Source organism: Mesorhizobium sp. P5_C1, from assembly GCF_054049815.1.
This window is the reverse complement of record NZ_JBFULQ010000005.1, coordinates 29,664-43,399: the sequence shown is the minus strand read 5'-3', so window position 1 is coordinate 43,399 and position 13,736 is coordinate 29,664. Positions and strand designations below refer to the sequence as shown.

Here is a 13,736-nt window from a genome sequence, read left to right as displayed (position 1 = left end):
CATCCCAGGGAAAATCGATATGACAACACCGATCATGAAGTCCCCGCTCACTATTACCGACCTTGTCGACTGGGGCGTCATCCCGACGATGATCGAGGGCGAATCCCACACCTCGGGCAAGCTGCTTTACAAAGGACCGGAGGGCCGCTCGGAATGTGGCCTGTGGGTCTGCACGCCCGGAAAATGGCACTGCCACGTCACTCGCGACGAGTTCTGCCACTTCCTCGAGGGCCGCTGCACCTATGTCCATGAATCCGGCGAGATCATGGAGATCGAGCCGGACACGGCGGCGTTCTTTCCGCAGGACTGGAAAGGCGTCTGCACAGTCCATGAGACCATCAAGAAGGTCTACATGATCCGCTGAGCGGATCTGAGAGGGATGTCCATGCATTTCGCCCCTGACCGGCCGGCCTTCTTCGTCAATCCGAACTACCTGCCGATGACCGCCGCGAACAAACCGGTGATCGATCCGGCAACGCTGGAGACAGTTGGGGCCATCGCGTCGGCCAGCGACGGCGAGATCGACGCCGTGCTGACTGCGGCGACCAAGGCGCAGGCCGCCTGGAAAAGGCTCGACGCCAAGAGCCGCGCCAGGCACCTCCATGCCGTCGCCAATGCGAACGAAGCGGCCGACTTCACGCGTTGTGCCGAGCTGATGGTGCGCGAGATGGGCAAACCCTATCCGGAAGCCATCGGCGAGATCGCCAACTGCRCGCCGATCTTCCGCTACTATGCCGAGATGGCGCGCGACGATGCCGGCAAGATCGCCGGCACGACGCAGGCCGGTTCCTTCCAGTATGCGCGTTACGAGCCCTATGGCGTCTCCGTCCACATCATGCCTTACAACTTCCCGATCCTGCTGATGTGCTGGACTGTTGCGGCATCGCTCGCCGCCGGCAACGCCTGCGTCATCAAGCCGGCCGAGGCGACGACGCTGTCGACGCTCGACTACATGACCATGTTCCGCTCGCTGCCGGAGGGGCTGGTCTCCTGCCTGCCCGGCGGCGCTGCCACCGCGCAGGCGCTGATCGTTTCCGACCGCACCCATGCTGTCGCCTTCACCGGCTCGGTCGCCGCCGGCAAGGCGGTGGCGGTGGCCTGTGCCGAACGCATGAAGCCTTGCGTCATCGAAGCCGGCGGCAGCGATCCGCTGATCATCAGCCAACACGCCCCGCTCGATGTCGCCGCGGCCGGCAGCGTCACCGCCGCCTTCCACCTCACCGGCCAGGTCTGCACCTCGGCCGAGCGCTTCTTCGTCGTCGACGCCGTGCATGACCGCTTTGTCGACCTGTTCGCCGAAAGGACACGCGCGCTGCGCATCGGCAACGGCATGGACAAGACCGAGATCGGCCCGCTGGTCAGCGAAGGCGCGCGGGCGAAAGTGATGCGCCTCGTTGACGATGCTATTCGCAACGGTGCCAGGGCGGTCACCGGCGGGCGCATCCCGCCCGCACACAACACAGGCTGGTTCTACGAGCCAACGATCCTGACCGGTGTCACCCCTGATATGGCGATCGTGCGCGAGGAGTGTTTCGGGCCGGTCGCCGCGATCTGCCGTGTCCGGGATTTCGACGAGGCGATCCGGCTTGCCAATGACAGCCCGTTCGGGCTTGGCGCCTCGGTGTTCACCACCGATCTGGCCGAGGCGCATGAGGCCGCCGAGCGGCTCGAGGCCGGCATGGTCTGGGTCAACAACCCGCTGATCGACAATGACGCCTTGCCCTTCGGCGGCTGGAAGGCTTCGGGCCTCGGCCGCGAACTTGGCCGCCAGGGCCTCGACGCCTTCCGCCGCTCGAAGATGGTGATTATCGACCACAAACCGACGATCCAGGACTGGTGGTATCCCTACCCCGACAGCTGGTTCCGCGAGACCGGTGGCCGCAAGCATGTATGAAGGCAGCGGCGCGGCAAACACCGCGCCGCTCGATACAAACATTTACGCCGCGATCGCTTCGACCAACGCGTGCGAGACAGCGGCAATGACGGCGTTGCGTTTGGCCAGGCTCTGTTTCGTGCCCGTCAGATAGACCGACATCAAAATCGGGTTGCCGGAAGCCGGCCAGATGACGGCCGCGTCGTTGGTGCTGCCGTGCGCGCCGGTTCCGGTCTTGTCGCCACATGTCCAGCCTTTCGGCAGTGCCGCCCTTATGCGCTCGTCGCCGGTCTTGTTCGCCACCAGCCAATCGACAAGCTGCACCCGGCCCTTCTCCGACAGGCTGTTGCCGATCGTCAGCCGTTCAAAATTGCCGGTCATGGCCAGCGGCGAGGTCGTGTCGCGCGCGTCGCCCGGCAGCGACTCGTTCAGCTCCGGTTCGATCCGGTCCAGCCTGGTCACCTTGTCGCCTATCGAATGCAGATAGGCTGTCAGCTGCGCCGGCCCGCCAAACGACTCCAACAACAGATTGGCCGCCCCGTTGTCGCTGACTGTCACGGCGGCCTCGCAAAGCTGCGCCACCGTCATCTCGCCGCCGGCATGTTTCTTGGTCGTCGGAGAGTTCGCGATGACGGCGTCGTGCGGGATCTTGATGCTGCGGTCGAGCTGCTCGATGCCGCCATCGACCCGATGCAGGATGAACGCCGCCGCGAGTGCCTTGAAGGTGCTGCACATGGGGAACAGCTCGCCCTGGCGATAGCCGAATTGCGCGGTCGTTCCGGAGATCCGGCAGGACACGCCGAGCCGGCCACCGCTTTTCGCCTCGATCCGCCTTATTTTCGGCAAGACCCCATCAAATTTTGTCGGGCTCGTTGTCGCCTTCGCGATGGCACCAACCGGGGCCGTCAAAACCACCGCGAGACCACTGATGAAACTGCGTCTGCTTGTCATGTCCACACTCTCTGTCGCCCCGCGCAGCAGAACTGGACCGAATCCGGCGCCATCGCAAACGAGTAAACATCGCCCCCGCCATAAGAAAAATTAGGGCTGGATGATGAAGCGATCGCACCTCCCGTTGAATGGCTTGCGCGCCTTCGAGGCCTCCGCAAGGCATCTCAGTTTCACCGGCGCCGGTCTCGAACTGCGCGTCACCCAGGCTGCCGTCAGCCATCAGATCAAGGGCCTCGAAGAGGTCCTCGGCATCAGGCTTTTTCGCCGATTGCCGCACGGCCTCGCTTTGAGCGAGGAAGGCGAAGCCCTGCTGCCCGTGCTGAGCGATGCCTTCAACAGGATCAGCGTCACGCTCGACCGCTTCGAGGGCGGCCGCTTCAACGACATCGTCACCGTCGGTGTCGTCGGGACTTTTGCGTCAGGATGGCTGATCCCCAGATTGCCGGCATTTCACCAGGCCTATCCGGACATCGAGCTGCGCATCTCGACCAACAACAACCGGGTCAATCTCGCCGCCGACGGTCTCGACTTTGCCATCCGCTTCGGCGATGGCTCCTGGCAGGGCACCGAGAACACGCCGCTGCTGCCAGGCGGCTTCTCGCCGGCCTGCACCCCCGACATCGCCGCGCGTCTGCGCGACCCTTCCGATCTCGCGCGCGAAACGCTGCTGTGTTCCTACCGGGAAGACGAATGGCTGTGCTGGTTCGAGACGGCAGGCTGCCATTGCCCGCCGATCAAGGGCATCGTCTTCGACTCATCGGTCACCATGGCGAACGCTGCCGTCCAGGGCGCCGGAGTGGCGCTGCTGCCGATTTCGATGTTCAGCCGCGAGCTCTGTTCGGCTGAGCTGGTGCAGCCTTTCGACTGCACCGTCGACGTCGGCCGTTACTGGCTGTCGGCGCGGCGCCGGCGCCAGAACTCGCAGGCAATGACGATATTTGCCGACTGGTTGAARGCCGAGACGGAGTGCAATTCCAGGAAACGCGTGTAGCGATTTTCCGTCCGGAATTGCACCAACAAATAGGCCGCGTCAGCCGATGCTTTCGCCACCGTCGATCACAAGCGCCTGGCCGGTCATGAAGGATGAACGGTCGGAAACGAGGAACAGGATCGCCTCGGCGATCTCTTCTGCGCTGGCCCAGCGCCCCATCGGGATCTTGGTGCGGACATAGTTTTCGATCGCCTCGCGACCGCCCATCTGGGCGATGAACGGCTCGTTGAACGGCGTATCGACCCAGCCTGGGCAGAGCGCATTGACGCGGACATTGTGGCTGGCATAGTCGAGCGACATCTGCCTGGTCATCGCCACCACCGCATGTTTCGACGTGGCGTAGGCGATCATCTCGCGGTCGTAGAACACGCCCGAATTCGAGGCGGTGTTGAGGATGACGCCACCGCCCTGTGCGATCATCGACGGCATGACCAGCCTGGCCGCCAGGAATTGCGCCCGGACATTGACCCGCCACGAGRCATCCATGCCGCCGACCTCGACTTCGGTCAGCGTGCCGCCGACCTGGATGCCGGCATGATTGTGCAGGATGTCGATACGCCCGTGCCTGTCGAGCGTGCCGGCAATGAGCTGCTCGACCGCCGCGTCATCCGCGACATCGGTGGCGAGCGCCTCGGCCCGGCCGCCCGCCGCGCGGATGTCGCAAGCCGTTGCCTCGCCGCTGGCCCGGTCCCTGTCGGCGATGACGACCAGCGCGCCTTCCCTGGCCATGATCATGGCGCCGGCGCGCCCGATGCCGGAGCCGGCACCCGTCACCACGGCGATGCGGTCTTTGAGAATCATGGCGCGACTTTCAGTTGGATGGTTTGCGTTGGCGCAGCTGCCATTGGGCAAGCACCACAAGCAACACGGAGGCGACGAGCACGATCGTCGCGATGGCATTGATTTCCGGCGTCACGCCGCGCCGGATCGACGCGAAGACATAGATCGGCAGCGTCGTCTGCGCACCGGCGACAAAGAAGGCGACGATGAAATCGTCGAAGGAAAAGGTGAAGGCGAGCAGGAAACCGGCAACCACCGCCGGCATGATCTGCGGAAGGACGATGCTGCGGAACGTCGTCAACGGCGTGGCGTAGAGATCGCTCGAGGCCTCGACCAGGTTGCGGTCGAGGCTACCGAGACGCGTGCCGACGATCATCGTCACCAGCGCCATCGAAAACAGGCCGTGTGCCGCGATGATCGAGCCATAGCCGAGCGACAGGCGCGGCGGCTGGTCGTCGGGCCATATCGAGGCGAGGAACGGGTTGACGACCGCGAACAGCTGGACGAGCGCGACCAGCGTCGAGATGCCGATGACGACACCCGGGACGACGATCGCGGCACCCAGAAGCGCATCAAAGACAGCGCGGGTCCGGACGCTGACGCGCGCCAGGCCAAGCGCGGCCGCGGTGCCGCACAGCGCCGCCAGCGAGGCGCTGGTGGTGGCGATGAAAAGRCTGTTCTTCAACGCTTCGACCAGGAACGGGTTAGCCAGGGCCTTGCCGTACCATTGCACCGAAAAGCCGGTGAACTCGCTCGCATGGTGCCCGGCGTTGAAGGAGAACAGCACCACCAGCGCGATCGGCAGGTAGAGGAAGGCGAAGACGGCAATGACGAAGGCGCGCATCAGATCAGATCCACCCGACGGGCGCCCGAGACTCGGGTCGAAATGCGGTTGGCCGCAATCAGCACCACCACCGAAACCAGCACCAGCGTGATCGCGATGGCCGATCCGAACGGCCAGTTGCGCGACTGCAGGAACAGGTCGACCAGCGCATTGCCGATGAAGAACACCTTGCCGCCGCCAAGCAGCGTCGGGATCAGATATTCGCCGAGCAGCAGGATCATCACCAGCGAGAAGCCGGTCATCACCCCCGGCAGCGACAGTTTCAGCGTCACGCCAAGGAATGTGGAGAGTGGCGTCGCACCGAGATCGGCGGAGGCTTCCAGCAGCCGGCGGTCGAGCCGCTCGAGGCTGACATAGATCGGCAGGATCATCAGCGGCAGATAGCCATAGACGATGCCGAGCAGCACGGCGCCCGGCGTGTTGATCAGCCTGATATCCTCGAAGCCGACATAGGCGAGCAGAGCCGGAATGCCGCGCCCGCCCAGCACATACATCCAGGCATAGGTCCGCATCAGAAGGCTGGTCCAGAACGGGATGACCACGAGCGCGAGCAGGATCAGCCGCCAGCGCTGTGGCGCCTGCAGGGCGAGGTAATAGGCCACCGGATAGGCGACGAGAAGACAGGCAAGCGCGCCCATCGGCGCCAGCATCATGGTGTTCCAGAAGGCGGTCGCCCGCGCCGGAAGGTTGGCATATTGCGCCAGCGTAAAGGCCGCCTGGTAGCCGCCTTCCGGCGCCCGCTCGCCAACGCTGAACACGGCGATGGCTATGAACGGCAGCACCAGGAAGACCACCAGCCACGCCGCTGCCGGACCGAGCAGCAAGGCGGTCAGCAGATTATGACGAAGTTTATTGCCGTGCATTGAAACCGCCCCGGTGCCGGCGGACACACGCCCGCCGGTCAATTGTCTGCATCAGGCCGGTCGCTCAGGCCGACTTGAAGCGGGCCATCAGTTCGGCCCGGCCGGGATCGGTCAGCGTCGCCGCCGCACCGAACTCGAGCGACGTCAACAAATCGGCCGCCGGATAGAGGATCGGATTGTCGAGCACCTCCTTGGGCAGCAGCTTGTTGACCCGCGCATCGGTCGACGGCGCACCGTTGGCCAGGTGCTCTTTGACCGCGACCTGCKGGTTCATCAGGTAGTTGAGCAGCGCGTAGCCGGCGGGCTTGTTCGGCGCGTCCTTGGGGATGGCGTAGAAGTCGGTCCAGATCTCGCCGCCCTCCTTGCCCAGCACATAGGCGATCTCGGGAATGTCGCGATGCAGCTGCGCACCGTCATTGGTCCAGCACATGGTCATCCAGGCGTCACCGGCGCGCATTCCCGGCTGGTAGTCGGATGAGACCGCGAACAGATGCGGCTTGACTTTCAGCAGCAATTCCTCCGCCTTGGCGAGTTCGTCCTGTTTCAGCGAGTTGAACGAATAGCCGTAATATTTCAGCGCATTGCCGATCGTGGTCAGCTGGTAGTCGTGCACCATGGTGCGGCCATCGCCCTCCGCCATGGCGGTGTCCCAGAACTCCTTCCAGCTGGTCATCGGCTTGGTCAGCTTCTTGGTGTTGACGGCAAACCCGGTGGTGCCCCAGTTCTTCGGCACGGCGTAGGTCGTCCCGTCGATCGTGCCTTCCGAGGTGAAGCGCGGATCTTCCTGCGAGCCGTCGAAATTCGGCAGTTTCGCCATATCGAGCGCCTCGATGATGCCGAGCTTCTTGTAGGTCGAGATCGTATAGTTGGTCGGCACGAACAGGCTCCAGCCCGACGCGCCGGCCTGCAGCTTGGCCAGCATCTCTTCGTTGGAGCCGAACACGTTGACCTCGACGGCAACGCCGGTATCCTTCTTGAAATTCTCGAATGTCGCCGGGTCATGATAGTTCGGCCAGGTGGCGATCGACATACGGTCGCCGAGGCTTTCAGCGGCAAAGGCCGGCGTCGGCATGATGCCCATCTCGCGCGCCATCACCGCCGTCGCAATGCCGAGGCCGGTGAGGCCGAGGAAGTCGCGGCGGCCGATCGAGCCGCGCTTGAGGCGCATCAGTTGGTCGACGAAGTTTTCAGGGCTTATTGGCAGTCCGTCACGATATGATTTCGACATGTTTGGTTACCCTCTGGTTGGTCCCGTTGTTCTTGGGGTCCGGAAACGCCAAGGGCGTTCCGGCGGCAAAGCCGATGGCGACGGGTTCACCCGGCTTGAAGAGATTGCCGTGGCCGATCAGGTGATCAGCCTTGGCGAGCAGCGTTCCGATGCCCTGGACCTCGATCGCGTATTCGGCGGTCGAGCCAAGGAAAATCCGGTTGCGGACGATGCCCTTGAACCGGCCGCTTTCCGGAGCGCCGAGACTGAGCGATTCAGGACGCAGGCTGACCGAGACGGTCTCGCCCTGCCGCAAGGCCGTCCGCTTGCGCGCCCCAATGACGGTGCCGTCGGCAAGCGCGATGTCCACCAGTTCGCCCGAATGTCCGGCGACCTTGCCGCTCAGCAAATTGGTCTTGCCGACGAAATCGGCGACGAACAGATCGGCCGGCTCGTCATAGATCTCACTCGGCTGTCCGAGCTGGACGATGCGGCCGCCATTCATGACGCAGACGAAATCGCTCATCGACAGCGCCTCCTCCTGGTCGTGGGTGACCAGTACGAAGGTGATGCCGATCTCGCGCTGCAGGTTCYGCAACTCGATCTGCATGTCGGTGCGCAGCTTCTTGTCGAGCGCGGCCAGCGGCTCGTCGAGCAACAGCACGGCCGGCTTGTTGACCAGTGCGCGCGCCAGCGCGACACGCTGCTGCTGCCCGCCGGACAGTTCATGGATCTTGCGGCGGCCATAGCCGGCGAGCCGCACCATGGCCAGCGCCTCGCCTGCCCTTGAGGTGATCTCGCGTGACGACAGCCGCGGCCGTGCCTGGCGCAACCCGTAGGCGACGTTGTCCTCGACATCGAGATGCGGAAACAGCGCGTATTGCTGGAACACCATGTTGACAGGCCGCCGGTAGGGCGGCGTGCCGGCCATGTCCTGGCCGCGAATGAACACCTGGCCTTCGCTCGGCTGTTCGAAGCCGCCGATCATGCGCAGGCAGGTCGTCTTGCCGCAGCCGGACGGTCCGAGCAGGGCGACAAAGGCGGAAGGCGGGACGGCAAGATCGATGCCGCTGACCGCGGTCACCGCACCATAGCGTTTGGTGACGCCGCGAAACTCGATGTCGGGCACTGCGGTCAAGGCTGCGGGCTCCAGCAACAGGGCGATTTCAGGACGCTACCAGAGCCAATGGCGGCTAGTATATACCTCGTAGGTGGTATATCTGATCTATTTTCTCGTTTAAGGGGGTATGGATTGTCCCGCCGCGACGAATACGGCCAGCTTGCAACGCTTGTCACCGCGACGCGGGAGACGAGCGGCGACCTCTTCGGCAAGGCGATGGTCGATTGGCTGCGCCAGCATGTCAGTTTCGACCACTGCGTGATCTTCGGCTATCGCGGTGCCGCACGCCCGCCGCTGCTGTTCGAGACCTTTTCGCCGGCCGAAAGCCATGTCTTCGTCGCGCTCTATCAGGAGGGACCCTATCTGCTCGACCCGTTCCACCATGCGGCGGTGGAGCGCAAGGAAGGATTCTGGCGCATGCGCGAACTCGCCCCGGACCGCTTCTACGCCAGCGAATATTTCCGCTCCTATTACAGCCAGACCAGGCTGGCCGAGGAGGTCGGCTTCTTCGTGCCTTTGCCGGGAAAGGACGCGCTGGTGTTGTCGCTGATGCGGCTGCGTGCGTCGGGTCCGTTCGGCACCGCCGATGCCAGGCTTCTGCGCGACATGGCGCCGGCGGTGATCAGCTTCGCCAGATTGCGCTGGCCTAACCTCCCGGCCGACGAACCGCCCGAGACAAAGCAGGACGAGACGATTGCTCCGGTCAACGAGTTCGATCGCGCCCATATCTGGCAGAGCCTGTCGCTGACGCCGCGCGAAAAGCATGTCGTCGATCTGGTGCTGCAGGGGCATTCAACCGAATCGATCGCCAGGGCGATGCGCATCGTGCCGGGAACCGTGAAGGTTCATCGCCGCAACATCTACCGCAAGCTCAAGATCAAGTCGCAGGCCGGCCTGTTCGCGCGCTTCGTCGAGATCATCGACGCACGGGTCCGGTAGTTCCTTAGCCCCCGGTTTCCCAGGAGCCGGTTTCGGCCATCCGCCTGAGCAATGGCGCCACCTTGAACACGTCCTTGCCCGTCCGCTGATGCCAATGGTCGAGCCGCTCGATGAGCTTGGCTGGACCTTCGAGGCCAGCCCAGAACATCGGCCCGCCCTTGCCGACGGGAAAGCCGTAGCCGTTGGCCCAGACGACATCGATGTCGGAGGCGCGGGTGGCGATGCCTTCCTCCAGGATCTTGGCGCCCTCGTTGACCAGGGGATAGAGCGTGCGTTCGATGATTTCTTCCGCGCCGATCGCGCGCGGCACGATGCCCTTCTCGGCCGCCTTGTCGCGGATCAGCGCCTCGACTTGCGGGTCGGTGACCGGCGTGCGCGCGCCGGCCTCGTAGAGATAGAAACCACGGCCGGTCTTCTGGCCGAACCGTCCTTGCTCGCACAGCGTGTCGGCGATCACAGCCGTCTGGCCGCGCGCCTTGCGGTTACGCCAGCCAATGTCGAGGCCGGCGAGATCGCCCATCTGGAACGGTCCCATCGGCCAGCCGAAATCGGTGAACGCCTGGTCGATCTGGCGCGGCGTTGCGCCCTCCAGCAGAAGCGCCTCCGACTCGGCGCCACGCGCCGCCAGCATACGGTTGCCCACAAAACCGTGGCAGACGCCGACGACGACAGCCACCTTGCCGATCCGCCGCGCCAGGTCGACGACGGTAGCCAGCGCATCGGGAGCGGTCCTCTCGGCGCGCACGATCTCCAAGAGCTTCATGACATTTGCCGGCGAAAAGAAATGCAGTCCGAGCACATCCTGAGGGCGTGAGGTCGAGGCGGCGATTTCGTTGATGTCGAGATAGGAGGTGTTGGTGGCGAGGATGGCGCCGGGCTTGGCCACTGCGTCGAGCTTGCCGAAGACTTCCTTCTTGACCGCCATGTCCTCGAACACCGCCTCGACGATCAGGTCGCAATCAGCGAGATCGGCATAGTTGGTGGAGCCGGTGAATTGGGCCAGCCGCTGCCGCTTCGCATCTTCGGTCAATGATCCCCGCGTGACAGAGACGGCATAGTTCTTGTCGATCGTGCCCAGGCCGCGTTGCAGCGCCTCCTGGCTGGTCTCAAGCAAGGTGACGGAATAGCCGCCGTTGGCGAAAGCCATGGCGATGCCGGCGCCCATGGTGCCGGCGCCGATGACGCCGATACGCGCGACCCTGCGCTTGATGATATCCTTGCCGGGAATCTTTGCCGCCTCACGTTCGGCGAAGAACAGATGGCGCTGCGCGCGCGACTGGTTGCTGGCGACGAGCTCGACGAACAGCACGCGCTCCGCCGCCAGCGCCTCGTCGAATGGCAGTGTGACGGCATTACGCACCGCCTGCGCGCAGGCGATCGGTGCTTCGAGGCCGCGCGCTTTTTTGGCAAGGTCCGCCGCCTCGGCGTCGAAAGCCGCCAGGTCGGTTTCCCTAGGCCCATCATTTCGATCGCGCACCGGCGTGAAGGGACCACCCTTGCGGGCTATTTCCCTGGCGAAGTTCACGGCATGCGTGGTCAGATCGCCTTTGAAGACGGCGTCGACCAGACCGGCGGCATGCGCCTCTTCTGCACCGATCGGCGAACCGGAAACGATCATCTTGAGCGCCTTCACCGCGCCGACAAGGCGCGGCAGCCGCACCGTGCCGCCGCCACCCGGCAAGAGACCGAGCTTTACCTCCGGCAGGCCGAGTTTGGCGCCAGTGTCGGCGACGCGGAAATGGCAGCCGAGCGCAAGCTCAAGGCCGCCGCCCAGCGCGGTGCCGTGGATGGCGGCGATCGTCGGCTTGGCGATGGTTTCCAGCGTCGCCACGATGGTGCGCAGTTCGGGCTGCTGCACTGGCTTGCCGAATTCGGTGATGTCGGCGCCGGCAACGAACGTTCGGCCGGCGCAGGCGATGACGATCGCGGCGACCGACGGATCATCCCGCAGCCCAACCAGAGCCTGCATCAGCGGTTCGCGAACATGAAAACTCAGCGCATTGACCGGCGGATTGTCGATGGTGACGATAGCGACATCGCCGTCGCGGTTGACCTTCAGGAAATCGGACACGCAAACCTCCCAGCATTGATGAGCGGCTTGCAGCCGCGCGCACGGGATTTACAGCGCCATGACGCGGATGGGAACCGGATGCAGGCCTGGCACAATGATTACCGGCCTTCACTGCCCTTGCGATGCCGGCAGTCTCCGCCGCCATCGCGCCGTGCGCTATCACAATTTACCGGAGCGCCTTCTGCCCACCCGCGGCCGTGATGACCCCGACGATGATCAGCCCGGTCAACAGCAACCGCACGCCGGCACTGACGCCGAACGTGTTGAGCATGGTCAAGAGCAGCACCAGGAACAGCGCCGCGCCCCAGACGCCCGGCACATTGGCCTTGCCGCCGGCCACCGAGGTGCCGCCAATGACGACCACCGCGATCGAGGCCAGCAGATATTCGTTGCCGATATCGACATTGGCGCCACGGAAATAGCCGGCAAGCAGCGCCCCGTCGATGCCGCCGAGCGCCCCCGACAGCGTGTAGGTGAGGAAGCGTATGCGGCCGACATTGACGCCGGCAAGCCACGCCGCACGGATGTTCTGGCCGATCGCCAGCACCGAACGGCCATAGATCATGCGCTGCAGCGCGATGGCCGCGCCGATGGTGAACAGCACGGTGAGGATCGCCAGCACTGGAATGCCCAGCACCTGCCAGTTGGCGAAATCGGCGAAGCCGGGCGGCGGCTTGATCTGCAGCCCGCGCCCATAGCTGATGTCGATCGACTGGATGATGAAGCTGGCCGACAGCGTGGCGATGATCGGCGGGATGCGCAGCGCCCAGATCAGCAAATAGTTGGCGGCGCCKATCGCGGCACCCGTGGCGAGCGCCGCCAAAAGCCCGACCACGATCATGGCATCGTTGCCGTCCATCACCTTCATGGCGACAGCGCTGGCAAGGCCGATATTGGCCGGCAGCGACAGATCGACATTGCCGGGCCCAAGCGTGATGACGAACATCTGGCCGACACCGACAATGACGGTGAACACCGCCAGCGACAGTGCCGCGGTGACCATGCCGCCGGCGCCATAACCGCCGGTGAAGGCGATCGTCGCCAGCCACACCAGCAAGGCGCCAAGGAACGACCAGATCCAGGGTTTGGCGAGCAGTGGTCTCAACGCGGCCATGGCTACCTCTCCCTGCGGCTGATCAGCACGCGGGCCGCCAGCACGATGATCAGGATGGCGCCATTGGCGGCCACCTGCCAGTCGGGCGGAATGTGCATGAAGGTGAGCAGCGGCGAGGCGGCCAGCGCCAGTGTCAGCGCGCCGATCACCGCGCCGATCGGCGACACCCGGCCGCCGACGAATTCGCCGCCGCCGAGGATGACGCCGGCAATCGCCAGCAGCGTATAGCCATTGCCGATATTGGCATCGGCCGAAGTGGTGATACCGATCAGTGCCATGCCGGACAGCACGCCGAACAGGCCGGCCAGCGCAAACAGCACGATTTTGGTCTTGAGCAGCGACCAGCCGGCGCGGCCGAGGGCGGCCGGATTGCCGCCGGAACCGCGCAGGATCACGCCGTAGGAGGTACGCATCAGCCCGAAATGGACGATGAGCCCGATCAGCAGCGCCGCGATGATCGGGAACGGCACGAAAGGCGGCTTGAATGCCATGAACGCCAGCAGCCAGTCCGGCGCCTTGCCGCCGGGTTTGGGCAGGACGAGGATGGCCAGCCCTTGCCAGACGAAGCTCATGCCAAGCGTCACCACGATCGAAGGCAGGTTGCGCAGATGGATCAGCGCGCCGAGCAAGGCATAGACGCCGATCGAGCCGAGCAGGATGGCGACACCGATCAGCGGCGCGTCCTTCAGCCACGTCGCGGTAACGCAGCCGACGAAACCGACGAAAGTGCCGATCGACAGGTCGAGCTCGTTGCCGGCGATGACGAACATCTGCGCGATCGTCGCCAGGGCGATCGGGATCGCCAGGTTCAGCATCAGGCTGAAGCCGAAATAGCTGATGGCCCGCGGATTGAGCCAAGCGATGGCGAGTAGCACCAGCGCCAGCGACAGCGCCGGCAACAACCCGCGCAACAGGCGGGCACGGGCCAGCGCGCCACGCTCGGCGGAACTCCTGGCAGTGGTGTCGAGGCTGGCGGCCTTCAT

The 13,736-nt window shown here is 64.5% G+C and carries 13 protein-coding genes; 4 read left to right on the top strand and 9 right to left on the bottom strand.

The features are described 5' to 3' along the window. Nucleotides 1–19: 19 nt before the first annotated feature. Entirely contained in the window at nt 20–364 is a 345-nt protein-coding gene (locus ACXJ7R_RS01295; protein ID WP_457150216.1) for a cupin domain-containing protein, read from the top strand. Between the two features lie 21 nt (nt 365–385). After that, complete coding sequence (locus tag ACXJ7R_RS01290; protein WP_457150214.1) at nt 386–1,894, top strand: aldehyde dehydrogenase family protein; 1,509 nt, start codon at nt 386–388, stop codon at nt 1,892–1,894. Between the two features lie 42 nt (nt 1,895–1,936). On the opposite strand, the gene bla is transcribed toward ACXJ7R_RS01290, so the two are convergent. Continuing rightward, nucleotides 1,937–2,824 carry a class A beta-lactamase gene (gene bla, locus ACXJ7R_RS01285; RefSeq protein WP_457150213.1) on the bottom strand — a complete coding sequence of 296 codons (888 nt, stop codon included), beginning with the start codon at nt 2,822–2,824 and terminating at the stop codon, nt 1,937–1,939. A gap of 103 nt (nt 2,825–2,927) precedes the next feature. Here bla and ACXJ7R_RS01280 point away from each other — a divergent pair, with 103 nt between their 5' ends. Next, complete coding sequence (locus ACXJ7R_RS01280; protein ID WP_095084402.1) at nt 2,928–3,815, top strand: LysR family transcriptional regulator; 888 nt, start codon at nt 2,928–2,930, stop codon at nt 3,813–3,815. A gap of 39 nt (nt 3,816–3,854) precedes the next feature. On the opposite strand, the gene ACXJ7R_RS01275 is transcribed toward ACXJ7R_RS01280, so the two are convergent. From ACXJ7R_RS01275 to ACXJ7R_RS01255, 5 genes are all read right to left on the bottom strand, one after another. Further along, nucleotides 3,855–4,616 carry an SDR family NAD(P)-dependent oxidoreductase gene (locus ACXJ7R_RS01275; RefSeq protein ID WP_457150212.1) on the bottom strand — a complete coding sequence of 254 codons (762 nt, stop codon included), beginning with the start codon at nt 4,614–4,616 and terminating at the stop codon, nt 3,855–3,857. A gap of 10 nt (nt 4,617–4,626) precedes the next feature. Beyond that, nucleotides 4,627–5,439 carry an ABC transporter permease gene (locus tag ACXJ7R_RS01270; protein ID WP_457150211.1) on the bottom strand — a complete coding sequence of 271 codons (813 nt, stop codon included), beginning with the start codon at nt 5,437–5,439 and terminating at the stop codon, nt 4,627–4,629. Next, nucleotides 5,439–6,302 carry an ABC transporter permease gene (locus ACXJ7R_RS01265; RefSeq protein ID WP_457150210.1) on the bottom strand — a complete coding sequence of 288 codons (864 nt, stop codon included), beginning with the start codon at nt 6,300–6,302 and terminating at the stop codon, nt 5,439–5,441. Before ACXJ7R_RS01265 ends, ACXJ7R_RS01270 begins: the two co-directional genes overlap by 1 nt. 64 nt (nt 6,303–6,366) lie before the next feature. Next, a complete protein-coding gene (locus tag ACXJ7R_RS01260) occupies nt 6,367–7,530 on the bottom strand; it encodes an ABC transporter substrate-binding protein (RefSeq protein ID WP_457150209.1) in 1,164 nt (387 codons plus the stop codon). Continuing rightward, the gene (locus ACXJ7R_RS01255; protein WP_457150208.1) at nt 7,511–8,647 is read right to left on the bottom strand and encodes an ABC transporter ATP-binding protein; all 1,137 of its coding nucleotides are present in this window, start codon (nt 8,645–8,647) and stop codon (nt 7,511–7,513) included. Before ACXJ7R_RS01255 ends, ACXJ7R_RS01260 begins: the two co-directional genes overlap by 20 nt. 114 nt (nt 8,648–8,761) lie before the next feature. On the opposite strand from ACXJ7R_RS01255, the gene ACXJ7R_RS01250 reads away from it, so the two are divergent. Further along, complete coding sequence (locus tag ACXJ7R_RS01250) at nt 8,762–9,568, top strand: helix-turn-helix transcriptional regulator (RefSeq protein WP_457150207.1); 807 nt, start codon at nt 8,762–8,764, stop codon at nt 9,566–9,568. Between the two features lie 4 nt (nt 9,569–9,572). Here ACXJ7R_RS01250 and ACXJ7R_RS01245 read toward each other — a convergent pair whose 3' ends face one another. The 3 genes from ACXJ7R_RS01245 to ACXJ7R_RS01235 all read right to left on the bottom strand — a co-directional run bounded on the left by ACXJ7R_RS01245 (nt 9,573) and on the right by ACXJ7R_RS01235 (nt 13,736). Then, nucleotides 9,573–11,639, bottom strand: coding sequence for a 3-hydroxyacyl-CoA dehydrogenase NAD-binding domain-containing protein (locus ACXJ7R_RS01245; protein WP_457150206.1), 2,067 nt, complete (start codon nt 11,637–11,639; stop codon nt 9,573–9,575). Nucleotides 11,640–11,805: 166 nt separating this feature from the next. Continuing rightward, nucleotides 11,806–12,753 carry an ABC transporter permease gene (locus ACXJ7R_RS01240; protein ID WP_457150205.1) on the bottom strand — a complete coding sequence of 316 codons (948 nt, stop codon included), beginning with the start codon at nt 12,751–12,753 and terminating at the stop codon, nt 11,806–11,808. 2 nt (nt 12,754–12,755) lie between these two features. Then, nucleotides 12,756–13,736, bottom strand: a complete 981-nt coding sequence (locus tag ACXJ7R_RS01235) for an ABC transporter permease (protein WP_457150204.1) — start codon at nt 13,734–13,736, stop codon at nt 12,756–12,758.

Coding starts and splice junctions, on each gene's coding strand:
- ACXJ7R_RS01295 (WP_457150216.1), top strand. CDS start 20: ATGACAACACCGATCATGAAGTCCCCGCTCACTATTACCGACCTTGTC.
- bla (WP_457150213.1), bottom strand. CDS start 2,824: ATGACAAGCAGACGCAGTTTCATCAGTGGTCTCGCGGTGGTTTTGACG.
- ACXJ7R_RS01265 (WP_457150210.1), bottom strand. CDS start 6,302: ATGCACGGCAATAAACTTCGTCATAATCTGCTGACCGCCTTGCTGCTC.
- ACXJ7R_RS01235 (WP_457150204.1), bottom strand. CDS start 13,736: ATGAAGGCCGCCAGCCTCGACACCACTGCCAGGAGTTCCGCCGAGCGT.